The 25,886-nt window shown below is 39.2% G+C and carries 19 protein-coding genes and 3 pseudogenes; 11 read left to right on the top strand and 11 right to left on the bottom strand.

Features of this window, described 5'->3' with window-relative positions:
* Positions 1-89: 89 nt before the first annotated feature.
* From JFY49_RS01345 to JFY49_RS01310, 9 genes and pseudogenes are all read left to right on the top strand, one after another.
* Positions 90-1,103, top strand: coding sequence for an SMODS domain-containing nucleotidyltransferase (locus JFY49_RS01345; protein ID WP_200223527.1), 1,014 nt, complete (start codon positions 90-92; stop codon positions 1,101-1,103).
* The gene (locus tag JFY49_RS01340; RefSeq protein WP_200223521.1) at positions 1,103-2,815 is read left to right on the top strand and encodes a ThiF family adenylyltransferase; all 1,713 of its coding nucleotides are present in this window, start codon (positions 1,103-1,105) and stop codon (positions 2,813-2,815) included. The genes JFY49_RS01345 and JFY49_RS01340 overlap by 1 nt, the downstream gene beginning before the upstream one ends.
* 5 nt (positions 2,816-2,820) lie before the next feature.
* On the top strand, positions 2,821-3,282 hold the full coding sequence (locus tag JFY49_RS01335) for a Mov34/MPN/PAD-1 family protein (RefSeq protein WP_200223518.1): 462 nt from the start codon (positions 2,821-2,823) through the stop codon (positions 3,280-3,282).
* Between the two features lie 2 nt (positions 3,283-3,284).
* Positions 3,285-4,679 (top strand): dsDNA nuclease domain-containing protein, encoded by a 1,395-nt coding sequence (locus JFY49_RS01330; RefSeq protein ID WP_200223517.1) that lies wholly within the window; start codon positions 3,285-3,287, stop codon positions 4,677-4,679.
* A gap of 44 nt (positions 4,680-4,723) precedes the next feature.
* A complete protein-coding gene (locus tag JFY49_RS17610; RefSeq protein WP_265092672.1) occupies positions 4,724-4,858 on the top strand; it encodes a hypothetical protein in 135 nt (44 codons plus the stop codon).
* A gap of 82 nt (positions 4,859-4,940) precedes the next feature.
* Positions 4,941-5,324 carry an IS66-like element accessory protein TnpA gene (tnpA, locus tag JFY49_RS01325; RefSeq protein ID WP_200223207.1) on the top strand — a complete coding sequence of 128 codons (384 nt, stop codon included), beginning with the start codon at positions 4,941-4,943 and terminating at the stop codon, positions 5,322-5,324.
* The gene (gene tnpB, locus JFY49_RS01320) at positions 5,321-5,656 is read left to right on the top strand and encodes an IS66 family insertion sequence element accessory protein TnpB (protein ID WP_162689812.1); all 336 of its coding nucleotides are present in this window, start codon (positions 5,321-5,323) and stop codon (positions 5,654-5,656) included. The genes tnpA (JFY49_RS01325) and tnpB (JFY49_RS01320) overlap by 4 nt, the downstream gene beginning before the upstream one ends.
* A gap of 74 nt (positions 5,657-5,730) precedes the next feature.
* Positions 5,731-7,335, top strand: a complete 1,605-nt coding sequence (gene tnpC / locus JFY49_RS01315) for an IS66 family transposase (RefSeq protein ID WP_200222996.1) — start codon at positions 5,731-5,733, stop codon at positions 7,333-7,335.
* A gap of 25 nt (positions 7,336-7,360) precedes the next feature.
* Positions 7,361-9,067: pseudogene (locus tag JFY49_RS01310) on the top strand (hypothetical protein); the annotation flags it as partial.
* Between the two features lie 31 nt (positions 9,068-9,098).
* Here the strand turns inward: JFY49_RS01310 and tnpC (JFY49_RS01305) are convergent.
* From tnpC (JFY49_RS01305) to JFY49_RS01265, 9 genes and pseudogenes are all read right to left on the bottom strand, one after another.
* A complete protein-coding gene (tnpC, locus tag JFY49_RS01305) occupies positions 9,099-10,745 on the bottom strand; it encodes an IS66 family transposase (protein WP_200223515.1) in 1,647 nt (548 codons plus the stop codon).
* A 74-nt stretch (positions 10,746-10,819) separates the two neighbouring features.
* Complete coding sequence (gene tnpB / locus JFY49_RS01300) at positions 10,820-11,155, bottom strand: IS66 family insertion sequence element accessory protein TnpB (RefSeq protein ID WP_200223513.1); 336 nt, start codon at positions 11,153-11,155, stop codon at positions 10,820-10,822.
* Positions 11,152-11,580, bottom strand: a complete 429-nt coding sequence (gene tnpA, locus JFY49_RS01295) for an IS66-like element accessory protein TnpA (protein WP_200223512.1) — start codon at positions 11,578-11,580, stop codon at positions 11,152-11,154. The genes tnpB (JFY49_RS01300) and tnpA (JFY49_RS01295) overlap by 4 nt, the downstream gene beginning before the upstream one ends.
* Before the next feature lie 178 nt (positions 11,581-11,758).
* Positions 11,759-14,173, bottom strand: coding sequence for an ATP-binding protein (locus JFY49_RS01290; RefSeq protein ID WP_200223511.1), 2,415 nt, complete (start codon positions 14,171-14,173; stop codon positions 11,759-11,761).
* A gap of 39 nt (positions 14,174-14,212) precedes the next feature.
* Complete coding sequence (locus JFY49_RS01285) at positions 14,213-15,607, bottom strand: hypothetical protein (protein ID WP_200223510.1); 1,395 nt, start codon at positions 15,605-15,607, stop codon at positions 14,213-14,215.
* A gap of 18 nt (positions 15,608-15,625) precedes the next feature.
* Positions 15,626-16,716 (bottom strand): annotated as a pseudogene (locus tag JFY49_RS01280) (TniQ family protein).
* A gap of 19 nt (positions 16,717-16,735) precedes the next feature.
* The gene (locus JFY49_RS01275) at positions 16,736-17,587 is read right to left on the bottom strand and encodes a TniB family NTP-binding protein (protein WP_200223509.1); all 852 of its coding nucleotides are present in this window, start codon (positions 17,585-17,587) and stop codon (positions 16,736-16,738) included.
* Positions 17,584-19,473, bottom strand: coding sequence for a Mu transposase C-terminal domain-containing protein (locus JFY49_RS01270; protein ID WP_200223508.1), 1,890 nt, complete (start codon positions 19,471-19,473; stop codon positions 17,584-17,586). Before JFY49_RS01270 ends, JFY49_RS01275 begins: the two co-directional genes overlap by 4 nt.
* Positions 19,470-20,165 (bottom strand): TnsA endonuclease N-terminal domain-containing protein, encoded by a 696-nt coding sequence (locus JFY49_RS01265; protein ID WP_200223506.1) that lies wholly within the window; start codon positions 20,163-20,165, stop codon positions 19,470-19,472. The genes JFY49_RS01270 and JFY49_RS01265 overlap by 4 nt, the downstream gene beginning before the upstream one ends.
* Before the next feature lie 114 nt (positions 20,166-20,279).
* Here JFY49_RS01265 and JFY49_RS01260 point away from each other — a divergent pair.
* Positions 20,280-20,930, top strand: a pseudogene (locus tag JFY49_RS01260) (ATP-binding protein); the annotation flags it as partial.
* A gap of 286 nt (positions 20,931-21,216) precedes the next feature.
* Here the strand turns inward: JFY49_RS01260 and JFY49_RS01255 are convergent.
* Positions 21,217-21,987, bottom strand: coding sequence for a TorF family putative porin (locus JFY49_RS01255; protein WP_373456101.1), 771 nt, complete (start codon positions 21,985-21,987; stop codon positions 21,217-21,219).
* Positions 21,988-23,285: 1,298 nt separating this feature from the next.
* A protein-coding gene (locus JFY49_RS01250; protein ID WP_107010211.1) for an IS4-like element ISAba33 family transposase occupies positions 23,286-24,376 on the bottom strand; the annotation gives its coding sequence in 2 pieces (ribosomal slippage) (positions 23,286-23,836 and positions 23,836-24,376; 1,092 coding nt in all).
* A gap of 161 nt (positions 24,377-24,537) precedes the next feature.
* Here JFY49_RS01250 and JFY49_RS01245 point away from each other — a divergent pair.
* Positions 24,538-25,872, top strand: coding sequence for an OprD family outer membrane porin (locus tag JFY49_RS01245; RefSeq protein ID WP_180080823.1), 1,335 nt, complete (start codon positions 24,538-24,540; stop codon positions 25,870-25,872).
* Positions 25,873-25,886 lie beyond the last annotated feature (14 nt).

The following is a 25,886-nucleotide window of genomic DNA, read 5'->3' as shown; positions in this document are numbered from 1 at the left end:
GCAACAAAGTTCACAGTAGTAGGTTACTTAATTTTTCTGATCGCACTTAATTTTATGCCCCATTTTAATACATGGGCTCAGAGAGAATTATGACAACTCAACAGCAGTTTCTTGACCTACTTTCCGATATTGAACCATCTACAACAACGGTTAATGATTGTTCAAGCGCACATAATACGCTTCGTGATGCTTTAAAAGTGCATAATGAATTCAGCAAAGTACATGTGCATACGTTCTTATCAGGTTCTTATAAAAGAAATACGGCAGTACGTCCGACCACCATAGGCGGGATTACACAAAGACCAGATGTAGATATTATTGCTCGCACCAACCATACAATTAACGATGATCCCCAAATTGTCCTAGATACAGTCCATACAGCATTAAAGGATATTGGATATACCGATCTTACAGTTAATCGTCGCTCAGTAAATGTTAAGTTGAAAAAAGTTGATATGGATGTTGTCCCTATCATTTCAGACGGATATGGTGGCTATCTGATTCCAGACATTCATCTTGAAGAATGGCTAGTTACCAATCCTCCAGCCCATACCGAGTGGACTGTTGAGGTGAATAAAAATGCAAATGGTCGATTTAAGCCTCTTGTGAAGCTATTTAAATGGTGGCGTCGTGAGAACTTATCTGATTTAAAACGACCAAAAGGATTCATTTTAGAATGCCTGGTTGCCAAGCATATGAATTACTACGAATCCAATTATGAAAAGTTGTTTGTTTCTCTTTTAGAAACAATCAGGGATTCTTATAGAATTTATGCGTCACTTGGCATAATCCCACATTTAGAAGATCCTGGTGTTGCAGGCAATAATGTTTTTTCTGCGGTCACAGCAGATGAGTTCAAAACTTTTTATGAAAAGGTAGAAGAACAAGCTGCTATTGCACGAAACGCCTTAAATGAAACAGATGATGATAAAGCATTAGCCCTATGGCGGCAGGTTCTGGGTAATCGTTTTCCACGTTCGGCATCACACAAAAGTGCAAACTCTGCTGATATGGCCAGCTCTTTAATCCGTTCTGCTCTAGGTGCGGGATTAACATTTCCATCAACCCCTGTTTATCCAAATAAACCAGGAGGCTTTGCGTAATGGAACTGCTAAAAACACCATTAGAACGCCTAGCTCAAGAACGGCAGTTATTGACTGATCTTGAGAAAGAGAAAAATAGTTTTAAGATTCAGGAGTGGAACTCAACAGACACAAATGAACTGCATTTGAACTTCTCTCTAAAGATAGGAACTATAGATTTTAATGGTGTTTTAGTATATCCAGAGCTTTTCCCAGAGCTACCAGCATATATACGCCCACAAAAATCTGGTGAAAGATGGAGTATCTTACACCAGTATGGTGGTTCAGGAGTGCTGTGTCTAGAATATGGCCCAGATAATTGGAATACCAATATCAGTGGAGTGGATCTAGTTAGAAGTGCCCAGCTTCTTTTATTAACAGATGCAATGACTGTATTGGAGATGAATGTAGAACCTGTACCATCTAGGCATTCTGAAACAATAGGTCAAAAATTAAGAGGTGTTTCAGAAAGGTTCATTGAAACACCTATGTTACGTCACATACTCTTGGGTAGTGATTCTGAGAAAATGGACTTTAAGATTGCCATCTCAAGCTTTCGAGACAAAACCGTTATTGTTCCAACAAATATTCAGAACAAACCTCTACCTGACATCGTACCATCGTTTTCTAATGAAAGATTTGAATTGTCTGGATGGGCAATACGAATTGATTCTGTTCCTCAATTAAAGGAATCCGTAAATGACCGAGTTTCATTAGAATCCTTTTTAGGCAATTTATGGCCTGCTCAGGAGGAATTCACAAATTCCATACAGCCTATATTGTTATATGACTTAAAGGGTAACTTGGAACTATTCTTGATTAATAATACAGCACCACTTTTCGTAAGTTATCCTGCTATTAATCTACATGATGATCAGAATCAAAGATTGCCAGCACAATTTAGCCATCTCAATAATACAAGGATAGCAATTGTAGGTCTTGGATCGTTAGGAAGTAAAATTGCAATTTCACTGGCACGGTCGGGCTGTAAAAACTTTCTACTTATTGATGATGATATTCTGGCCCCACACAATCTTGTCCGTAATGAACTCAACTGGTTAGATGTTGGCTTTGCTAAAACCCATGCTGTTGAAAGAGCATTAAAACGAACAGTATTAGACATGCAAGTTGAAACGTATGAAATGCAAATTGGTGGACAGGAAAATCCTCATTTAAATTCCAATATCGCTAATGCCATTGCCACATGTGATCTGATTATTGATGCGACAGCAAATACACATACGTTCTTAACATTAGCTGCAATTGCTAAAAGAAAACACATTCCAATGGTATGGGGTGAAATCTTTGGTGGCGGTGGTGGCGCAATGATGGCCCGTAGTCGTCCAACGTTAGATGCCTCCCCCTTAGAACTTCGCAATCATATTTATGGTGTCTTACAAACGTTGGAACCAATTCCAGAGGGCAAAGTTAATAATTACGGTTTTCAAACACAAAGCCAAACATATATTGCATCAGATGCAGATGTAACGGCTCTTGCAGCGTCTATGACGCAGTTCACATTAGATACTTTATGTACAATTGATGAACAATCCTCTTATCCCTATTCAGCATATTTAATAGGGTTCCGTAAATATTGGATATTTCAATGTCCTTTTGATACTCATCCTATCGATTGTTCAGGTGCGTTAGTAACAGAATCTCCTACGGATAAACAGATATCTGAAAGTGAAAATGGCAATTCTATTGAAGAACCTGAACCGATGAAAGGTTAATACTGATGCTGACAATATCCATTCCTACTGATATACAAATTTTACTGATAAAAGCCCTTTTGAAGTCTGGAACCCACGAATGTGGCGGTGTTTTAATGGGTGAGCATATAGGTACAAACCATTTTAGAGTTAGCTCATTAACTGTTCAAAAGAGTGGAACAATAGCATCCTTTGTACGTGGAATTACGGATGCTATTAAAGCAATCCGCCTTTTTCATAAATCAACAAACAATAATTATCAAAAATTTAACTATTTAGGTGAATGGCATAGCCATCCTCTCTTTAGTGTACAACCCAGCAGTAAAGACCATCACACCATGAGGGAATTGGTGTCCGATCCAAAAGTGGGTGCAAATTTTGTAGTCTTACTGATTTTCCATTTAAAAAACAATCATCTTGAGGGCAGCGCCCACACCTACCTACCAGATGGTTCCTGTTACCGATCCAACCTAGATTTAGAGAGATAATAATGAGTGCAAGTCTGTTAGAAAAACAATCAACTGGTGGTGCAATTGCACGAGTAGGGTTTGAATATCAAGATGCTTTTGTATTAAAGAACTTGCCACTATGGCTATCTGAAAGTGCTTTTAGTCACATTGTGAGTGAATCAATAGGTGATGTTGAGGTTTGCTACTTCTCTTCAGAGAAAGATTTCCAGCGTGTCATGTATGAAGCTAAAAATCATTCGCTGACTTCTACAGACTTCTGGAAAGAAATTAAGCGCTTCAAGGAGGCGTTTGATATTCCATCAAGTGAATTTACTCGCTTTGGTTTAGTATGCCCACTCTATACCTCTACACTTCACCCATTTCTTGCCCAGATTGAAAGAATTAGAGGAGTTGGCTCTTCATACAGTGCAGATTCTGTGATTTTACAAAAAAGTCGTCAGGATATTCTTCAGTGGTGTAGCGATAAGGGATTCGAAACCTCACTTGCTGAGTTTGCACTTGATCATGTTGATTTCCTGTCTTTCAATGCGGAAGATAGCGACTCTGTATTTATAGGCGAAATAGAAGAGAAATTATCCAATATCGAACTCACTACACGTAAAGCCAAACAGTTAAGAGATCAGTTTAAAAACCTGATTTCTCGTTCTTCTTTTGGTCCAATACATCGCAAAGACTTTGAAAATTTTATTTGCCATGCTCTTGAAGAAGATAGAACCCAATGGCTATCAGATCCTATTAAAATTAATCTTTCAGCGTCATCCAGTCAGCACCAAGACTTAAACTTAGATATTAGTGATTTCAATGGTCCTGATCGTGCTCAAAAAACCTCCAGCGACTGGAACAGCCTAATCAAAAAAGCAGTATCGATTGGGGATTTCATTCATAATAGTGGTGACCGTAGAACCCTCCTTATAGATGGCAAACAAAGAATATCCACTGCATGTATGCTTGGCTATGTTTTTAGTGCCACACGTAATTTCCTACTCGAAATAGAACATAATGGCCTCATTTATCGCACTGATGACCATAAACAGAAAGAGGGACAATTTTTTACTAAAATCGACTCTGTTGAGCTACAGAGTGAAACTGAAGCCATAGTCACTATTGGATTTCCTACAGCGATAGGTAAAGACATTGACTCTACGACTAATGAAGTAAAGAGCTTACCTAGACTGAATTTAGAAAGCTCTCATGCCATTGATAATATGGAAACTCTAAATCTTGCTATCAGAGAGGCAAAATCCGCTTTAGTTTCATTCAAATCTGAAAATAAGTTATCTAAATTACACCTCTTTATTAAAGCACCCTCAGTTTTTGCCATGGCCTTGGGACATCGCTTGAATGGTGTTTGTGATATCCAGCTTTACGATTGGGTAGATGGGCAATACATCCCTACAGCCGAACTGAACTTATAAGAAGAATTAACTAGTCGATAATATTACCAATAGAGAGGTTGATCATGAACAATCATTCTAATGAAGAAAATACGGATAACTCTTCAGATAAAAAAAAATCACCCGCATTCAAAGTTCTTGAATCCAATGCTGAAAAGTTCTTAATGGTTTGGTGGTATGGGGCGTTAGCAAAAGCGTAAGCGTCCGCTGAACACACCTTCTGAATTCATCCTATAAGCCTTAATTTAGTCCCCACTTAGAAACAAGTGGGGACTTAAATTTATGACTACAAATAATCAGACATCCATCGCACCTCTTGCGAAAAAACGAAGAACATACAGTGCTGAATTTAAACAGCAGATCGTTCAGGCTTGTAAAGCACCGGACGTTTCAATTGCTTCAGTCGCTTTGCAACATGGATTGAATACAAATCTTGTATCCAAATGGATTCGCTTAATTGATGCTAAGCCAGGGAGTGATCGCTCACCACTACCGAATAAACCTGCATTTATTGCCTTATCTTGCTCTGCACCATTAGATCCTACTCCTACTGACATGTTAAAAGTTCAAATTACTTTACCCCACTCAAAAGCAGAAATTGGCTTGAAATGGCAAGTATCAGAAATACCTGCCTTGGCAGAATTACTCAAGGTGCTGGCAACATGATCCGTATCGATGAAATCTGGTTGTCTACTCAGCCCATGGATATGCGTGCAGGAATGGATACGGCCATGGCGCAGATTATGAAAGCCTTTGGCTCAATCAAACCGCATTGCGCCTACCTGTTCTGTAATAAACGTGGCCATCGTATGAAAGTGCTGGTACATGATGGACTGGGCATCTGGCTGTGTGCCAGGCGGCTGGAACAGGGAAAATTCCACTGGGCTAAAGTTCACCAGGGTGAAAACGTAGCTCTCAACCCGGAACAGTTACAGGCATTAATCCAGGGTTTGCCTTGGCAGCGCATTGGACGACAGCAGGTGGTCACGATGCTCTAAACCAAGCTCGGCTATTCTGCCATCCTCCAAACGTTCTATTTCATTCTCTTCATGACCTCAGGCATACTGCGGTCATGAATACGCTGCCTGATTTAAGCCAACTGACCCATGAACAACTGCTGGAATTTACCCGGCAGTTGGCGATGCAGCATCAGTCTCTGGCACAATCAAATCAAGAATTAGAAAAATCAAACCAGCAATTGGATGCCAAAGTTCAGCATCTTTCTATTCTCAATCAAAAATACGAGCATGAACTGGCGCTGTTTAAAAAGCATAAATTCGGCAGTAAAAACGAACATCTCACCGCAAAACAAATCCATCTATGGGATGAGGCGGTCGAAGAAGATATCGCAGCCGTTGATCTGGAATTAGAACGATTAAATGCAGATAAAACCCATGCAGCGACACAGAAAGCCACAGTCAACAAACCTAAACGTCGACTGCTGCCAGATCATCTACACACCATCCGTATTGAGCATGAACCTGCATCAACCCAATGCAGTTGTGGCTGCCAGTTACGTCGTATCGGCGAAGATATCAGTGAAAAACTGCATTTCAGACCGGCACAGTTCTACAAGGAACAGCATGTCCGTGGCAAATGGGTCTGTGATCAGTGTGACACCCTGACTCAGCAAGCGATGCCTGCCTATGTGATTGATAAAGGCATTGCTTCACCTGAACTGCTCAGCCATGTGCTGGTATCGAAGTATGCCGATCATTTACCGCTGTACCGTCAGCGCCTGATCTATCAGCGGGCTGGCATTGATCTGTCCAGATCCACTTTATCTGACTGGATTGGTCGCTGCGGTGTGGAACTGGAACCTCTGGCTAATGCCTTAAAACAGGTGGTGTTGCAACAGCGGGTGATCCATGCCGATGAAACGCCGGTCACCATCATGCGGATGGGTGATGATGAGAAAAAACCGAAGAAAGGTTATGTCTGGGCCTATGCCACCACACAGTACAATCCAGTTCAAGCGGTGATCTATGACTTTCAGGATAGTCGTTCAGGTCAGCATGCTGAAGAGTTCCTGAAAGGCTGGCAGGGTCATCTGGTCTGTGATGATTACAGTGGTTATAAAGCACGCTTTAAATCAGGCCAGGTCATTGAGGTGGGCTGCATGGCCCATGCACGTCGTAAATTCCATGAACTGCATGTGACCGGGAAAAGTCAGGTCGCTGAACAGGCATTAGTGCTGATTCAGAAACTGTATGCCATAGAAGCAGAACTCAGGAAAAAGACGGATGGTACAGCGGAAGACCGCCGCGAATACCGACAACAGCATAGCCAACCGGTGATGCAACAACTATATGAATGGCTCAACCAACATCATCTGACGGTGCCATCGAGTTCTCCCACCGCCAAGGCCATCAATTACACTCTGAAGCGTTGGCCAGCTTTAAGCCGCTATTTGGATGATGGCAATCTACCGATTTGCAATAACTGGATTGAAAATCAGATGCGCCCCTGGGCGTTGGGACGTAAGAACTGGCTGTTTGCAGGTTCGCTGCGCAGCGGCCAACGAGCTGCCAATATCATGACTTTAATCCAGTCAGCAAAGCTGAATGGACTGGATCCGTATGCCTATTTAAGTGATGTGCTGAAAAGGCTGCCGACGCATAAAGTGACCCAAATAGAAGAATTACTGCCACACCGCTGGAAATCCGACCAAAATTAAAAAATAGGCATGGGATTCAGCGGACGCTTACGCAAAAGCTGATCGTAGAACTATTCAACCTAAAGTTCATGTTGCTTTTAGGGAACTTCTGGAAGATGACACACCCACAGATAATTTTATTTTTATTGATGCCAATATAACAGATTTGGTGTCTTGGCCTATTGGCACAGTTTGGCACCATGAACGATTGGTTAAATATATTCCCTTGGAAATACGGGAATTTGATATTGACCATACGGATTTTAAACATACCTATGTTCAAACATATAAGCGAGACGAAAAGACAGGGAAAATAGATCATTTCTTCTCAGATAGGAATAAATTTTATATTAATCCAGGCCAACGTGAGAATTGTATTTCTTTCTCTTTAAAGGATCAGGAATATAAGGAGCTTCTCGTACCTTGTTTTGAATTTCTGGTGAGAGGATATGGTATCTCTACAGAACTTCCTAGAATTCTGACGACATATGATGAGGCCGAAAGACATGAACGGCTTTACACCCCTCACCCAGAAGAGGAAAATATCTGGACTATCCTTATAGGTGATAGCCTCACATTAGATGATCATGTATTTATTGCCTACTATAAATACAGCGAATATACCCAGGATGCCGTAAGGATCTTATTTAGCAGTATTGCAAAACATGATGATTTTACTCAAAGAAATCATATATATCCTAAAGTAATGCCGTGGCATGAGGAAACGAGAAAAATTAGGGTTTCAGGTTTCTGTCTCCCTAACACCAATGCCTTTTTAGCCTTGACTATTCTTGGAATAGAATTACCTGATCAAACACTCATCAGACGCGTTCCAAAAGTAATTCACCGCATTAAAAAACCTGTAGATGTTAACTCACCTAATCCTCCTCAATTGCAACTAGGTCCTGGTCAGATTAACGTATCTGAAGATCAAGGGGGGCGCAAACCATTATCACAATCAGTTATTTTAGGTCATGAATTCACCTGGTTAGGAACAGGACCAGTAGGAGAGAAAAGTAAAACAAAACATGAAAAAACCATCACCCAACCACAAAGAAAGAAAAATACAAAGGAAACAAATACAATTGGTACAGGGCAACCAGATAGCTCTAAAGACGTTCTTAACTCCCAAATCAAGCCAACTACTGATGAAGATAAGGCAACGGAGTTTGAAGCTCCAGATCATGGAAGAATTATGGGCCTTTGGAATGCTTGCTTAAAAGCACGCAGATTAAATCCCAGTATTGTCAATGCAGTACACTATTACACTTTTGAGGAAGAATTTGATTACGATGATAAACCAACTCTTATGGCCTTTATTACAAGTTCAGAAGAACAAGCTCATATAAACTGGTGTTACGCTGATTCATCCAAGACAGCACTCCGTGGGGCATTGGTCATTCGATTATCTCTTGTAAATTCCCCACCAGTTTATATTTTCGATATACAACCAGCGACTTATGTTTCAACTGTATATGGAGAAAGCGTCCTAAAGGAACGTGGACATGCTGGAGTAATATTTAGGTCAAGAACCCTAGAACAATTTGAACAGTATATTTCTGATCTCATGGAAAGTCTGCCTTTATCAGAAGGCTCTTATACAACAACCATCTTGGGCTCCAATATGGTTACCCAGTTATTTGTTTTTAGACACTCAAAATCTGCTGGTTTGTCAGAGGGTGAATCAACTTTATTGAATGCTCTAAGAAAAATTGGGATTACTACTATTACTTTAAAAGAAGAAAAAAATTAAGTAAGCGTCCGCTGAATCCCATGCCTATTTTTTAATTTTGGTCGGATTTCCAGCGGTGTGGCAGTAATTCTTCTATTTGGGTCACTTTATGCGTCGGCAGCCTTTTCAGCACATCACTTAAATAGGCATACGGATCCAGTCCATTCAGCTTTGCTGACTGGATTAAAGTCATGATATTGGCAGCTCGCTGACCACTGCGCAATGAACCTGCAAACAGCCAGTTCTTACGTCCCAAAGCCCAAGGCCGCATTTGGTTTTCGGCCCAATTATTGTCAATGGGTAGATTGCCATCGTCCAGATAGCGGCTTAAAGCTGGCCAACGCTTCAGAGTGTAATTGATCGCCTTGGCAGTTGGAGAACTCGATGGTACCGTCAGATGATGTCGGTTGAGCCATTCATAGAGTTGTTGCATCACCGGTTGACTGTGCTGTTGCCGGTATTCGCGGCGGTGTTCCGCTGTACCATCCGTCTTTTTTCTTAATTCTGCTTCTATGGCATACAGTTTCTGAATCAGCACTAATGCCTGTTCAGCGATCTGACTTTTCCCGGTCACATACAGTTCATGGAATTTACGACGTGCATGTGCCATGCAGCCCACCTCAATGACCTGGCCTGATTTAAAGCGTGCTTTATAACCACTGTAATCATCACAGACCAGATGGCCCTGCCAGCCATTCAGGAACTCTTCAGCATGCTGACCTGAACGGCTATCCTGAAAGTCATAGATCACCGCTTGAACTGGATTGTACTGTGTGGTGACATAGGCCCAGACATAACCTTTCTTCGGTTTTTTCTCATTCTCACCCATCCGCATGATGGTGACCGGCGTTTCATCGGCATGGATTACCCGCTGTTGCAACACCACCTGTTTTAAGGCATTGGCCAGAGGTTCCAGTTCCACACCGCAGCGGCCAATCCAGTCAGATAAAGTGGATCTGGACAGATCAATGCCAGCCCGCTGATAGATCAGGCGCTGACGGTACAGCGGCAAATGATCGGCATACTTCGATACCAACACATGGCTGAGCAATTCAGGTGAAGCAATGCCTTTATCAATCACATAGGTGGGCATCGCTTGCTGAGTCAGAGTGTCGCACTGATCACAGACCCATTTGCCACGGACATGCTGTTCCTTATAGAACTGTGCCGGTCTGAAATGCAGTTTTTCACTGATATCTTCGCCGATACGACGTAACTGGCAGCCACAACTGCATTGGGTTGATGCAGGTTCATGCTCAATACGAATGGTGTGTAGATGATCGGGCAGCAGTCGACGTTTAGGTTTGTTGACTGTGGCTTTCTGTGTCGCTGCATCAGTTTTATCTGCATTCAGCCGTTCCAGTTCCAGATCAACGGCTGCGATATCTTCTTCAACCGCTTCATCCCAAAGATGAATTTGTTTTGCGGTTAGATGTTCGTTTTTACTGCCGAATTTGTGCTTTTTAAACAGCGCCAGTTCATGCTCGTATTTTTGAGTGAGAATGGAAAGATGTTGATTGGTGACTTCAAGATATTGAACTTTGACATCTAATTGTTGGTTTGATACTTCAAGATTTTGAACTTTAACGTCTAATTGTTGTTTATCTTCTGCGAGTTGTTGATGCTGCATTGCCAACTGTCTGGTAAATTCCAGCAGTTGTTCATGGGTCAGTTGGCTTAAGTCAGGCAGCGTATTCATGACCGCAGTATGCCTGAGGTCATGAGAAGAATGAAATAGAACGTTTGGAGAATGGCAGAATGGTCGAGCCTGGTTTAAAGCATCGTCACCACCTGCTGTCGTCCAATGCGCTGCCAGGGCAAACCCTGGATCAGTGCCTGTAACTGTTCTGGACTGAGGGCTACGCTTTCACCTTGGTGAAGCTGAGCCCAGTGGAATTTCCCCTGTTCCAGCCGCCGGGCACACAGCCAGATGCCCAGCCCATCATGCACCAGCACTTTCATGCGATGGCCACGTTTATTACAGAACAGGTAGGCGCAATGCGGTTTGATGTAGCCAAAGGCTCTCACCACTTGCGCCATGGCCGTATCCATACCTGCACGCATATCCATCGGTTGGGTAGAAAGCCAGATTTCATCGATACGGATCATTTGATCAAGCCTTGAAGTAAAAGCAGCAACTCCTTGGCCGATTCCACTGGCCATTCGATTTCGATCACCTGATCTCTTGCAGAACATTGTTTCTGATGCAGTGGAATTCTGATATGAGCGGTAGCTTTCTTCTCTGGCACAGGTGGCGGAGGTGCTTCTTGTTTGACTAGCGTCGGGTGAAGAATGACGGGAAGGAAGTCGGTCTGTGGAATGGATGAGATTGTTAATGATGGAACCATTGATCTGGACTGACGAATCCATTTATGCAATAGATTGGCATTGATCTGATGTTGCATTGCGACCTTAGCCACCGATGTATCTGGCTGCTGGCATTGCTGAATAAGTTGATGTTTAAATTCAGCCGTGAAGGTTCGACGGGGCTTTTTTAGCGTTGGTGCAGTGTCTATAACTGTCTTTAAATCCATAAATAGGTGTCCACTTAAAATTTAGTGGACACTATCGCGGTATTAATGAGTTAGAAAAAGTGGGGCTCAGCGGACGCTTACAAAATTAATCATATAAATGATAATATTAAAAAGCTGGAGTAAGTCTTTTTCCTACACCAGCTCTTATTAGGCCATAAAAATTTTAACTCATATTTTTTTAGCTGAATCTTAATATATTAATTTTCTTCAAAATGAGCTCATGATAATAACCTATCGCTTCTTTATTTTTTGCATCATAGCCTAGTTTAATTTCCAGAGATTTTTGTGCAGTTTTAATTTGCTCTAGAGAATCTCTATAAAGAGCAGCTTTTCTTTCTAAGTCCAACTCTTTATTTGCTAAATGATATCTTGCAATCGCTTTCCTAAGAAAGCAAAATGCTTTCGTCCTTCCCTTATTCATTGCTATATCAATATAATAATCTCCATTTTCAAGATCATCATTTCGATAATAAGCTAGAGCTAAACCAACTATAGCATCAATATTATTTCCATCTAATTCAACGGCTTTCTGTGACAGTTCTAAAGCATATATAAAATTTTGTGTTCGGTTTAATAAAAGCCATGCAAAACGATCATATAAATAAGAATTTAAAGGATCATCCTGAATTGCTAACCTGTACATAGATATAGCATCATCTATCTCACCTTTATCTGCATAAACTTTAGCTAATTTGGCAAATTGACTGCGAAAAGCCTCTGTTACTCTATCTCTTTTAAATTCCTTTTCTACTTTTTCTTTTTCTTTGACATAAACCTCTACTTCTTGCGCATAAGACTTTATCTCACTTTGTATTAATTCCGAATAATTAATAAACTTTTTCAGAAAGAACCGATTTGCCAGACTTACAATTTCCAAAGTATAGCTTGTTCCATAGTCAAGGATAGTCGCAAAATGTGTTTCTTCTAAGGCTTTATTAAACTCACCAATATTTATCCTTATTAGTTGACATGCTCTGCTTATAACGTCATTGTCGATCTCATAATTAATATTAACTAAAACCAGAAAGACTTTTTTTTGCAAATCATTCATTCTTTGCCATGCATCTTCATATAGGAATTCTAACAATTCCTCATCTGAATGACTAAAATATTTTTCGATGGCATCATCAATACTGCTATTGGAAAGAGAGATATATTTAATGAAAGCCTCAATTAGTAATGGCTTATTCATTAATTCATTAGAAACTTTCCTTAGTCTAGACTCTCCTGCTTGTATTAGTGGTTTAGCATTGTATTCACTTGCTAGCCTATTTAAAAGATTTACTCCTTCAATTTCGGTTAAACCTTGAATTAAAACTGGTTCCGCAGCAATATCCTCCCTTCTTCGAGAAGTTACAATGACTCGTGCTAAGAATTTAGAAATTTTAGTTAATGATTCTGTTAACTCTCTAATTTCTTCGGGTGACGTAGCTAATGTTTCAGTATTATCTATAACTAAAAGTATGTCATCTCTGCCAATATTTGCTCTTTTAAAGAATGCAGAAGCTTTGTCAATTAAAGCTCTTCCATCAATGGTAAACCATTCCTTTTCTAATCTGGTCTGACTTCTAACAAGCTCACGTATACTATCATCAATTATTGGATTAATTGATCTAAAATAAACTAAACCATCTTCTGTCCACTTTGTCATTTTAGCGGAATAAAAACAGATATATTGTGGGAAATTTTTTGAAAAATCAAAATTACTTTCAATTATTTTATTTAATATTTCAAGAACAAGTGTAGTCTTACCATACCCTCCATCTCCATAAATAAGGCATAATCTTGCATCCCCATCAATTAACCATTCATGTACTTTATCTAGCTCTTCTTTTCTTCCTTCAAACATATCAGTTTGTCGTATGGGAATATTGTGACAAATAATTTCATTTTTACCATTATTTAAAACTTCAATTAAATCAAAATCTTTTTTTACTTTAATATTTCCTGATGTAAACAAATTATCACTTTCTAAATCTTTGGTAAATTCGCTAGCATCATCAAGAGATAAATATTGCCCTTTTAACTTCCATATACTTTTTCTAGAAACAAATTCTGAAAAAATAATTAAATTTCCATTAAAACTGGTAGGAACTGTTAGCTTCAAATCTTGATATTTAACTAATTTATTATCTAGAGATGGAATTATATTTTTAAATGTTATTAGCATAGACTGTGCTAAATCATACATTTTATTACTCCACTCCTCAGCTACACTTATATCGGTAACTCCGTGACCAAACCTCTTATTTCTGAGCTGAACCCATTCGCTAACTCTTTTAGATAAACTCTCATTATTCGAGCTTTTCTCAAACCATCCTCTCAAAAATTCTGTTTCATATTCAGATCTTATTTTCGGAACTAAGTAATCAATAATTTCCCACGGAAGTCCATCACTGGGCTTTGTAAGCCGTGTTAGAAAATCCTCATACCTAATTTGATCAAGTTCAATATTTTTTTTAGCTATTTCTAATATAGAAATTGTGGTAATTTGCAAGATTGATCTTATTATGGGAGTAAGGAAATTTGCTTGCTCAAACTTATTTTCTATACCATTAACTTTATTCAAAATATTATGATATTGATCAATCACTTATTAAAACTCAACAATTATTAGGAAAAAATTTCCATTCTAAACCTTAGGTATCCAATATATCTTATTATCAATATATATATTAAACCCACCCCCAACACAATCTATTTGATTATAAACAATTTTATCTAAATTATGAAAATATTTTAGCCCTAATGCAATCCACTTTTGTTCACTAAAATACTCTTTCGGACACATCATCAAAGCTAATAGTTGTTTTTCTATTTTCTTCATTTTACTTTTTTCTGTCATTTTTTCATCTAGTCCCCATGACATATCAAGATTCGTATCATAATTCTTGTTTAAAAAATTAAGAAAGCCAACAATAGCAGAGGTTTGTCCTGGAGACTTAGATAAGTAATATTTGACGTGCCACATTGTTGGTAAATCTAAACGTGATTGACTCATCAACAACATTAAGGCAGAAGCTGGTTTCATAGCTAAACGAGCAGAACGTATACTGGTCTTCCCTAAATCCATTTTATTTATTAAAACCTGATAATAGTTCTGAAGAATCTGAGCTGAAAGGGAGGAGCCTGGACATGAATTTGCCAGTTTTCTTAATTGATCAAACTCAGAGCAATGGCCTTTAGACTGTGTATCTATATGTAGGTGATGCACTGTGACTAACCACCGAACAGGCAACTCGTATTTGCGTAGACCGCTTGCTCTTAGTCTGTGTAATAAAAGCTCATAATCTGGGATCTTATCCCTCCAAAGATCATTGGTTCTTTCAAAAAACTGAATGTGTTTACGAATTAGCAATGCAGCCTTATGCGGTCCTACCTCATGATCAAGCCAATTCATATATTCTTCAAAGTAACCTTTAAGACTCGGATTCACTAATGTATTAACTAGTTCCTTAATCCTATTGCCCAATATTCTTCGCCATGAACATGATTCACAATATTTTCCACATCCAGCAGGAATCTGTTGCTGACAGGTTAAACATTGAAGTGGTGGACAGGTTAAACATTTTTTACAAAGCATTTTGCCTGACACAGCATCCTGTTCAACCAGCCTATATCTTCTACAACTTTGGCATGTCTGGTAATCACGGGTTGCACACTTTGAGCAAACTCTTAAATTATCCTGAAAACGGCTGATACGAGACAAACGTTGTGATGCCACTCCACATCGTTCACAAGCTTGAAACTCTCTAAAATAAACTGAGCAGCTATTACAAACAGGTCCTTGTTCCGTTATTTTGCCTACAGGGTAATCAATACGTTGACATCGAATACAGGGGCGATTAGTTTCACATTTTTGGCAAACAGCCAATTGATCAGTTTTGTGCAATCTTGAGCTTTTACCACATGATGGGCAATCTCTTTTTTTAAAAACTCGCACATAGCATTTATGGCAATAGTTACGCTGTTTATAGCGTCGGTGTATCTTTTCAACCGCATTACCACATTCATCACACTGAGACATAGCGTTTCCCTCCAAACACTATCCTAATTTTCTTTTTAATCTCAAAAACTTTCGTATTACAGCCTCCTTACTTTTAGGTTTGCGGGTATCAACTAATGCTCTCTTTGGAGGGTAGTTCCTATAAACCGAGCCCAACTGTTCTTCAATAGGTCTTAATATGGCTGGCAACTGGTTTCTCTTATCCCAAAATGAAGATCTGTTCATATTTAAAGATTGTGCTGTTTCAATAAATTTTTCTAGGGGAATGATGAGTAATTGATAAATACAGGAAAATAGCCGCTCCCTCTCGATAACTTGAAGTTGGCTAATAACCAATCCATTCGAGATAAGCTCAGAATGGGGTACCTGAATCTTGAGTTGTTCAAGAAAAGCCCATCCTTTTCCATTTGATGAACTAGCTAGAACTTTTCTAATAAATTGTGAAAATAACTTAATCACCGTTAACCAATCATTTAGTGAAATCAAATTATCCTGATAGGTTGCACGGCCTTGTTCCAAGAATTGATCAAAGATTTTTTGGAATGCCAAGGCATGACAATCCATAAAACGTTCATTAACCTCCAATAAGCTTTTTTTACATATTGAACAGCAAGTCATAACCTGATCAGGGGCTTCAAGTCGCCTAGGTTGAATGGCATTATGGCAATGCGGACATTGATCAGTAAACGCTGATTATGTTTCATACAGCCTGTATGCCAGGCAAAACGCCAGGGCAAACGGAAATAGGCAACATCATCCTCAGACAAACACTTAGGACAATATTGCCAGCCACCTCGATGCTTGCGGTTTCTTGTACCTAATACCAGATACCATGGATCAAGGGTTCCATTATCCAAGTTATATTTAAATAAGAAATTGCGAAGCGTAGCCGAATCAAATTGGCTTTCATCAATTTTTGTTGTATTGACCAAGGCCCGTAAATACTCTGAGCTTAAACCTCGATCTACATCTACTGACCAAATTCGCCATTTAGGCCAGAGTACCCCAGTTAGACTTAATGGGTCACAACCACTATCGAGTGCAGCACGTATCAACCATGAAGACAATGCCTCATCTTTCTGTAAAGTCGTGGGGATAAACCATGAATGGACTTCTGTTGTACCTATCATACCTAGTCCTCCACATGGCTTATTTCACACTTTCTAGTAAGCTACGGTCGATAAACTCCTGACCAGAAACAATAGCTTTCTTTGCAGCTTCCCGTAAAATCGTTCGCAGATTACCTAAATTTCCATCGGTAATATCATGTAGATATTTTACTGTTGCTGGCTCAGCCAGTTTTGAAGCCTGTTTGAGTGGAAGAACTTTTTCAAACTTATTTACCATGGCCTGAAAGTCCTTATCTAGTTTCCATAAGGGCAAATTAACCACACGAAAACGGCTTACATGCTGTGGATCAGTACGCAGGACACTAATCGCTTCTTCTGTACCAAACCCAACAATGGGTATCTGTGTTTCATTACACAAATACTTAATTGCATTCATTACTGTTCTTTGCTTAATCGGGCTGCCACATAATAAAGAATTCATTTCGTCGATAATGAGGAGTTTTACCTCGTAAAGTTTAAGGCAATGGACCACTTGGTAACGTAGCTTCGCAACAGGGTCTCTTTCTCGAAAGGGAACCCAGAACTTATCAAGAATAGCCATATACAAAGCTTTTTCATCAGGTGAAACAGGTGCCTGCACAACAATTACAGGTTTTACTGCATTATTTTCCGCATTGACATAACCCTCCCCATACAGCTTAAAGAACTGATTAATAATTGAAGTCTTACCATTATTTGGCTTACTCAATACCAGTAAGTTAGGCATACGGCTCCGTCTCGGCAGAGTCAGGAATCCTTTCAATTGGTCTAGTAAGTCATTGGCTGCTGGATACCCAATCCATCGGTCCTCTTCCAGAAAGTAGAGTCTGTCCTCATTAGACTGTTCCACAATAGGACGAAACTCTTGAAAAACATGTGAATAGTTACTCATGAAATATCCTCATCATTTTCCAGCTCATCGAGAGGCAATAAACCATATACGCTTTCAAGCTGTTGCTCCAAAATCGTACTCTCTTGTTGAGGTTTTTTGCCCTGAATTGACGCAGGGTTAACACTCTGTCGATGTTGGGTACTGCGCTGATGTGATCTACGAGCCCGTCGAGTTTTAGTGCTTGCCTCCTGAACACGTTCCCGAAGTTTAGCTAGAGCCTGTCCAAGTTCATGATCTTTTAGATATTCGCCAGTTTCCTTTTTTAGTTCCTGAATCTTTTTGTGTTCCCAAATACTAAATGGTGGAATACTTTGATCAGCTAAAGGAACCTTAAAATAATTTTTGATTTCGGGATCAAAGAACCATATCTCACTAATATTTCTTGGATCACGCCTAAAGATAAATTTACGTTTTTCCTTTTGATTATCAGAATCTACAGCATTAATCCAACCTCTTAGCACATCAGCATAATAAGCAAGGCCATCGATTGTTACACCTGTTGTTTGAATCGTCCTTTCAAAACTTGGTAGAAAATCAAGAAAGAAATTATGATCATTTGCAGGCAATCTGGCAGCTCCAGAACCTAACGTGTTTTTATCGCCAAAAATACCCAACTCAAAAGCATGTAGTGGAGAAGTACCTAAAGCGGAGTGCTTTCTTTTATGGTAAACATTACAGATAAAATCAATCAACCAGTCCTCAAATTCGGAGAATGTGAAAACTGCTTCTGTATCGGAGTTGTAGCCTTTTCTTTCAAAGATATTTGAAAAAGTTGTTCCTGGAACTGCGTGAATATCAGTTGCAAATGTTCCCATCAAACGTTCAATATGGCCGCCAAAACGTGGTTTTTTAACAGGTCTGTATTCAAGGCGAATATCATGTGCCATACAAGCATTCCTGAAAGTTTCTGAGTGAAACTCAGGTCCATTATCGACATGAATAGTATTCATAATTCCCCAGACAGGCCATTCAGCTTGTATCTTGCGTGAAGCTAGCCATTTCTCTTTGGGTAGTACTGCCTGAGAAACACTCATTGCAATCGACATAACAGAGGGAGCATCCAATGATAGATAATAACCTACAACTACCCTCGAATAAACATCAATTGCCAATGTAAGAAAAGGTCGTCCAATAGGACGCCTGTTAAAATCATCAACCAGAATAAGATCAACGGGTGTATGGTCAATCTGTACGACAGCAAGTGGATAATCAGCATGAGGGAATTTCCCTGCGGCAGGTGTAAATTTGTTATCGGCTTTTTCCTTATGTCCTCTCTTACGAAGAGAATCCCTCTGGCTAATTGCAGCAATACGGTTTCTTACTGTATTGGCATGAGGCACCTCTAGGATATGGTATTCATGACATAAGCGTTTCACTTCAAGTACAACTTTTTGAATACTGATTCTTTGATTGGTCAGGTATAAATCTTTAATGGCTTTTTCAATGATTGCCTCAGCATGCTTATTAATTATCTTTTTGCCTTGGGGCAATCCCTCTTTTCTTGGTCGCAATCCATCAATAGTTCCATATGCCTTATAAATTTTTAACCATCTATATATGGTGGCTGGATTTATATCATGTTCCTGAGCCCGCAACTCTACTTCCTTGCGACCACTCACACCTCCCTCAATGAAAGGACGGATGATGTTGAAACGTCTTTCAGCCTCAATCCAGTCTTTATCAGCGATGAGCTCTAGATCTTCATGCTGTTCCACAGCTATTGACGGCCTTAATTCACTGATAGCCGCAATATTTTTCCTACCTGTATTATTGTTTTCAACAAAAACTGATTTCAAGTCAATGACTTCAATAATCGTATGAGGAATCCCTTTTATCTGAACAGGCTCCCCAGCAGCTATTTTGATATTCACACGTCTATCATTCATGACAAACTCCCACTTACCCAGAGTTCAGTAGATGGCAGTAAAGGTGCGCTTAAATCGCAAATCAGGTAACCATGAGCAACTAAATACCAGATTTGACTAATTCCATTTGCTCTGTCCCATTTGCCAAGAAAATGTCTAGCTAATAGAGTCTCAAAAGTTACTGCTTCTCGATCTCTCACATAATCCAATAAGTGCTTTGAATCAGCAGGGGGAAATTCCATCTTTCGGTACTTTTGTAAAAACATGGCATTCGACCATAACTGGTCTCGAATACGACCCTCATGTGCAATATGAAATTTCCAACCCTCTTCTTTGCATACCCTCATGGCAGCACGATATCTAGCTTTCCATAGATGTAAATTAAGTTGCAATTCATCTGTAGGTTTTACTTCAACCAATTTGGGTGCAATAAATGGAAGAAATTCATCATGCTTATAAGTTACTAGGTAGTCAGGGGTGTAAACTCGTTTCTGTCCATTATCAAAATACTCAATGGTAAAGGGTTGAGATTCGACAGCAAGAACATTAGGGTCAACCTCTAATCGAATGAGAAAATCGCGTTCCAATGTTGATTCAAAGGCCACTGCGGAATCTTTTTTAAAAGGGTATAAACCAGATACACTAATCCGTGTATTACCAATTTTTCTTCGAGCTGGCACGATGTTAACGGTGTCGCATGATTGATTGTTCATTCTGGGTTCCGTTGCATAGTTCTTTATAAAATTTGTCGCATAGTTCTTTATAAAAGGTGGTCTAAGTCTTTGACCCTAGCTTATATTGTCGCATAGTTCTTTGTAAATGACAGGGGTTCACATCCCAAACCGGGGGAAATTACGCTGGCTCATTTGGGCGTATTATTTTTAGATGAGCTGCCTGAATTTGATCGCAAGGTCTTGGAAGTATTAAGACAGCCGCTCGAATCCAAGGAAATAGTGATTTCCCGTGCCTCCAGGCAAATTACCTTCCCGGCCAACTTTCAACTCATTGCCGCAATGAATCCCTGCCCTTGTGGTTATGCTTTTAATCAGGATATCCGCTGTCAATGTTCCCCAGATGCAATTAAACGTTATCAAAACCGGATTTCAGGCCCCCTCCTGGACCGGATTGACCTGCATATCGATGTGCCGCCTTTACAAGCCCATGAATTACAGGCAACTACACCAGTTGAAAACTCACACACGGTTCGGGAACGGGTAATTCAAGCCTATAATTTACAAATCCAGCGACAACAATGCCTGAATCATGCTTTAAGTCCCAAACAGCTGGAACAGTTTGCCTGCCTTGATACGCAGGCACAGAAAATTATGGAAATGGCCCAGCAACGCTTAAACCTGTCTGCCCGGGCTTATCATCGGGTATTACGTGTGGCGCGAAGCATTGCCGATTTAACCCAACATACTGACATTCAAAGCCAGCATTTAACTGAAGCGCTGTCCTATCGGGCACAACAGGGTTAATACTAGATGCGAAACTTTATTCTGCCATCCTGAAAGTCTTGTCGATGCCATACAGATGGGCTAAATGATTAAACAGACATTTAAAGGTCAGCCCGGTTCAAATGATAGCGAATACCTGATTGCCAATACCTTGGCTAGCTTTTTTTACCTGGATAGTCATAACACGGCATCAATTCAGTGCTGATCCGCGCTGCATTTTCTGCAACAGCCTGCACATCAGATCCTGACCTATAAAAAAACCTCCAAAGTCATGCTTTGGAGGTTTTTTAATGCTTTGAAATTACAATTAGAATGTTTTGGTAAGGGTAAATACCGCACCGGTATCCACCGCACGTTCTGCGACATCCGATAAACCATTAGTATCAATATTGGTGCCTACAGCTGCCAGTTCAGCACTGGCACCTGAAATGGATTTAAAGCCATACGTTACCCCCACTTTCCAGTCTACATAATTATCATCACCATTAAAGGTATATTTGTCTTCATCTACAACGGTATAGCCTACAGCGCCGACCCCACCAAAACCTGATGAACCAAATGGAACTGAATAACCCACATTCACATTCCAGCTGTCTGCATCTGCACCGGCATAGTCATTGGTATAATTGAGATTGGTTAAAATGCTATCGCCTTCTGCAATCACACTTTTGAAGCCTAATTTGCCATATAATTCTGCCCAGTTCAGATCGCTGGCACTTGGATAATTATAGTACACCACCCCAACATCTACTGTCGGTTTGCTGCTGAAAGCTTCAAGCGTGGTGGCATAGCCAAGCGATGGATCTAGTTCCAGGCTAGGTGTGCCGCTGCCAAAATTCACATTGGAACCCCACAAGCCAAAATATAACCCTGAAGTATGAGCTAGCGTGAATCCTGCTTGTACGGCTGGATCATTTTCCGTTTGAGTCACACCACGGAAACGATAGTCTGTAGTGACGGCTGCACTACCACTAAAAGACAGGCCAAAAGGTAAGGCAGGAGCATCTGCAGCAAATACAGCACCTGACATAGTAGCTAAAGTGGTCACAGCAAATAATTTTTTAAGCATTTTATAGATCCCCGACAGATTTTTATGGATTCAAGAGATATCAGCAATTGCTATGCCAGTTTAAAAAACAACACAGTAATTTTTAGCCCGTAAATCGCCAATAATATATTAATATATTGATATTTATAAATTTATTATTTAAAAATAAAAACAAAACCTAGTCATTTTTCGAGTTTCACAAGATTGACAGCTTTCTCTCTTTTAGATGATCTGCATGCTAATACGGCTTAAATATTTATTTACAACCTGCCTTATTTTGAGACTGTTTTTTCCGGTAGAGCTAAAAATGCCTAGAAAAAGTGCACAAAAAATATTCACTGTACGCTTGTTTATGCATCTCTCTCCTTCTCTGGCTAAAATCGGCCAGTTAAAACCCCAATCCACCGGCTCAAAAATCTGGATCAAAATCAGCTGCTACCTTCTCAAGTTTTAATCAAACAATATTGGCCATGTTTGACTTACTGACATATTAAGCATGCATCGCAGTAAATGTCGGGAGCATGAGCAGCTCCTGCAAAGTTCTGTTTAAAACCTTCATCTTGATCTGCACACGATTATTCAAAAGTCCTGACATAGACTGGACAATAGCTGCGGAACCAAGGATGAATCAGCTTTTATGTACCTATGCCCTACTGATAGCTAAAAAAGATCATTATTTTTATCTCACTGCCCACATTTTATGCACAAAAGCATCGCATGGACTTTTTTGCTGATAATCAGACCGTATTTTCGACTCATATAAATCAGGAACTTATTGCGCGAAAAAATAATACAATTTTATCTGGACCTAGCAGAATTTATTCCGACTATGGAATGATTAATATTTTACCCAATGATAAACTGAACAACAATAATTAAAAATTTATCTATAATTTTTGGTCAATTTTTTGATCATTTTAAAGCATATTTATTGAACAAAAAAAATCGACATGTAAGCCTAATTTTTTGACCAGAATGTCTAATTACTTCAGCCAAAAGTCAGCTGATTTTGCTACTTTTTTAAAAATTAAATCATTATAAAGAGGTGTTTCTGCTGATATCACTGGTTGATAAAAGCCATTTTTTAGGCCTGATATCAAAATTTAGGATGCTAAAATAGCATTTTTCAAAACCACAACTCCCTATCAATTTTTAATGAGGCATCGGCATTAGCCCAGAATTTATTTAGAGTTAAAATATCATATTGTTTTGTAAAAAAATTTACACAAATAATAATTTTTTAATATTTTGTTAACCAAAAGGTATAATTTACATTTGAATACGTTATAACTTTAATTAAATAAAATGTACTCTGTACACGACAAATTTCATAGGATCCTTGTCCTATCAGGCTTTTTCTTTCTTAAAATTGCTAGCACTTTCTTAAATTCTTCTTTTTTTCCAAAACCAATCAAACGTAGAATAGCCATTTGAACATAGTCCAAACCGTAGCGAAATAAACTTACTGAAAGTCGTCCATGCTTCTTTATTTTTATCGCTTTTTTCCGATCATGTTGCCATTCACCTGTTAAATAGCACCAACAGAAACCGATAGCTAGCACTGCTATCAATTTCTTGACTCGTCTAGGGTCTGTTAAACGAGTATTTTCAAGATTGAATCCACGTCCTTTGAGACAACTAAATAACGTTTCGATTTCCCAGCGTAATGCATAATCACGAATAGCAGAAGCATTAAACATAGGAGAAACAACAAGTAAAAGCTCTCCATCTTCTAATCGTAGCGCACTAATATACAGTTTCACTCGACCAACCCAAATACGTCGTTTACGACATTCAGTTTGACCAACTTGAAGATGACGAAATAAATCACTAATTTTATGATTCTTGGCTAAGTGATTGGTCACAATAAAGTTTTTTTAACACGTATACAGAAGTTAATGTCATTTTCAATTAACCATGTAAACCATTTCTCACCGATAAATTCTCTGTCTGCAAACACATTCACAATACGATCTTTACCAAAAATGGAGATAAAGCGTTGAATCAAAGCAATACGCTCTTTTGTATCTGAATTTCCACGTTTATTGAGCAATGTCCAAACAATAGGTATCGCTATTCCACGATAGACGATGGCTAACATCAAGATATTAATATCTCGTTTTCCCCATTTCCAATTAGTTCTATCCAAAGTTAATTGGACTTTATCGAATGAAAATATATTGAAAATTAACTGAGAAATTTGACGATAATCGAAATACTGATCTGCAAAGAAGCGTTGTATACGTCGATAAAATGATTGTGGTAAGCACTTGATGGGTAAGGCTTTAGATGCAGAAGAAAGATTACATGTCTGTTTTACAATTAATGCAAGCATAATCAGTGTAAAACATTTTGCATGTGACTTGTTCCACTTTAGATATTTGTTTAAGATGAGATGTAACTCATTGAAATGTGTCATCATATTCGTCGTCAGAAAACAAGTATTATGCCATTATTTCAATGAGTTATCTTTTTTTGTCGTGTACAAAGTAAAATGTATTAAAAAAAGCTTTTTTTGCGATACATTACGTATACAATTCTGCCAATTTCTTCTCCCATTTTGTATAAGGCTCTCTCCCAATGCAAAAAGCTAAAAAACTTACCTTAGCAGTTTTAATTCAAGCTGCCTTAATTTCAACTGTATATGCTAGCGAGCAAAGCGAATCGAAAGGCTTTGTTGAAGATGCAGAAGGTTCTGTATTGTTCCGTACAGGCTATTTAAGCCGTGACAAAAAAAATGGCGTAGATGACACAAGCTCTTTTGCTCAAACAGCAATTGTGAACCTGGATTCCGGCTACACTCAAGGCCTGATCGGTTTTGGTGTGGGTGTCGTGGGTGATGCTTCATTTAAATTGGGCGAAAATAAACATGCCGGTAATGGCATGATTCCACGTGAAACTGGCCTAAACAGTCAAGGTCAACTCACTAAAGGTGCAGGTGATACTTATGATCACTGGACCCGTGGTGGTGCCAATGTAAAAGCACGTGTATCTAATACTGATGTACGTTATGGTACTCAAGTTTTAGACTTGCCTGTATTAGCCAGCAATACAGCCCGTTTAGTTCCTGAATATTTCGACGGCTTCCTTGTAACAAGCCGTGAAATTAAAGGTCTGGAACTAACCGCAGGTAAATTCACTAAAAACCAGTATTCAGACCAGATCAATTCAGATGGTAATGAACTAGACCGTGCTGTGGTATGGGGTGCTAAATATAAAGTGAATGATGCTTTAAATACTGCATACTACGGTGTAGACATTAAAGATAAATTAGAACGCCATTATGCCAATGTAAACTTTAAGCAAAGTCTTGCCAACAACAGTTCACTCACTTATGACTTCAGTGGCTATCATACTGAATGGGATCGTGGTGCCAATAGCAACTTATATTCATTCATTGGTCCAGCTGATGGTAATTACCAAAACTCAATTTGGGCAGTTTCTGGTACTTATAACAAAGGTCCGCATAATGTCATGTTGGCTTACCAGCAAAACTCAGGCAATACTGGTTATGACTATGGTTTAGGTCGAGGTGTGGGTGATGGTCATCAAACCATTTACATGCCAAACTCTTATCTGTCAGACTTTATTGGTAATGACGAAAAATCAGCGCAAATTCAATATACTTATGACTTTGGTGCAATGAATGTTCCTGGTTTAACCTGGACATCAGCGTTCGTTTACGGTTGGGATATCAAAGCAACTGATAATAAAGGAACAATGATCAGTGACAATGCTCAAGAACGCGAGTTCTTTAACCAGGTGAAATATACTGTTCAAAGTGGTTTTGCTAAAGATGCTAGCCTTCGCCTACGTAATTCTTACTACCGTGCAAGCAATGATTATCAAAGTAATTACATTGGTGATACCAATGAATGGCGTATTTTCCTTGATATTCCTGTGAAATTATTTTAATTCACAGTAAGTTC

The organism is Acinetobacter sp. CS-2 (assembly GCF_016599715.1).
Classification (GTDB): domain Bacteria; phylum Pseudomonadota; class Gammaproteobacteria; order Pseudomonadales; family Moraxellaceae; genus Acinetobacter.
Note: the sequence above shows the minus strand (reverse complement) of the source record. Positions and strands in the feature narration are given on the sequence as shown.

Coding starts and splice junctions, on each gene's coding strand:
- JFY49_RS01345 (WP_200223527.1), top strand. CDS start 90: ATGACAACTCAACAGCAGTTTCTTGACCTACTTTCCGATATTGAACCA.
- JFY49_RS01340 (WP_200223521.1), top strand. CDS start 1,103: ATGGAACTGCTAAAAACACCATTAGAACGCCTAGCTCAAGAACGGCAG.
- JFY49_RS01335 (WP_200223518.1), top strand. CDS start 2,821: ATGCTGACAATATCCATTCCTACTGATATACAAATTTTACTGATAAAA.
- JFY49_RS01330 (WP_200223517.1), top strand. CDS start 3,285: ATGAGTGCAAGTCTGTTAGAAAAACAATCAACTGGTGGTGCAATTGCA.
- JFY49_RS17610 (WP_265092672.1), top strand. CDS start 4,724: ATGAACAATCATTCTAATGAAGAAAATACGGATAACTCTTCAGATAAA.
- tnpA (WP_200223207.1), top strand. CDS start 4,941: ATGACTACAAATAATCAGACATCCATCGCACCTCTTGCGAAAAAACGA.
- tnpB (WP_162689812.1), top strand. CDS start 5,321: ATGATCCGTATCGATGAAATCTGGTTGTCTACTCAGCCCATGGATATG.
- tnpC (WP_200222996.1), top strand. CDS start 5,731: ATGAATACGCTGCCTGATTTAAGCCAACTGACCCATGAACAACTGCTG.
- tnpC (WP_200223515.1), bottom strand. CDS start 10,745: ATGAATACGCTGCCTGACTTAAGCCAACTGACCCATGAACAACTGCTG.
- tnpB (WP_200223513.1), bottom strand. CDS start 11,155: ATGATCCGTATCGATGAAATCTGGCTTTCTACCCAACCGATGGATATG.
- tnpA (WP_200223512.1), bottom strand. CDS start 11,580: ATGGATTTAAAGACAGTTATAGACACTGCACCAACGCTAAAAAAGCCC.
- JFY49_RS01285 (WP_200223510.1), bottom strand. CDS start 15,607: ATGTCTCAGTGTGATGAATGTGGTAATGCGGTTGAAAAGATACACCGA.
- JFY49_RS01275 (WP_200223509.1), bottom strand. CDS start 17,587: ATGAGTAACTATTCACATGTTTTTCAAGAGTTTCGTCCTATTGTGGAA.
- JFY49_RS01270 (WP_200223508.1), bottom strand. CDS start 19,473: ATGAATGATAGACGTGTGAATATCAAAATAGCTGCTGGGGAGCCTGTT.
- JFY49_RS01265 (WP_200223506.1), bottom strand. CDS start 20,165: ATGAACAATCAATCATGCGACACCGTTAACATCGTGCCAGCTCGAAGA.
- JFY49_RS01245 (WP_180080823.1), top strand. CDS start 24,538: ATGCAAAAAGCTAAAAAACTTACCTTAGCAGTTTTAATTCAAGCTGCC.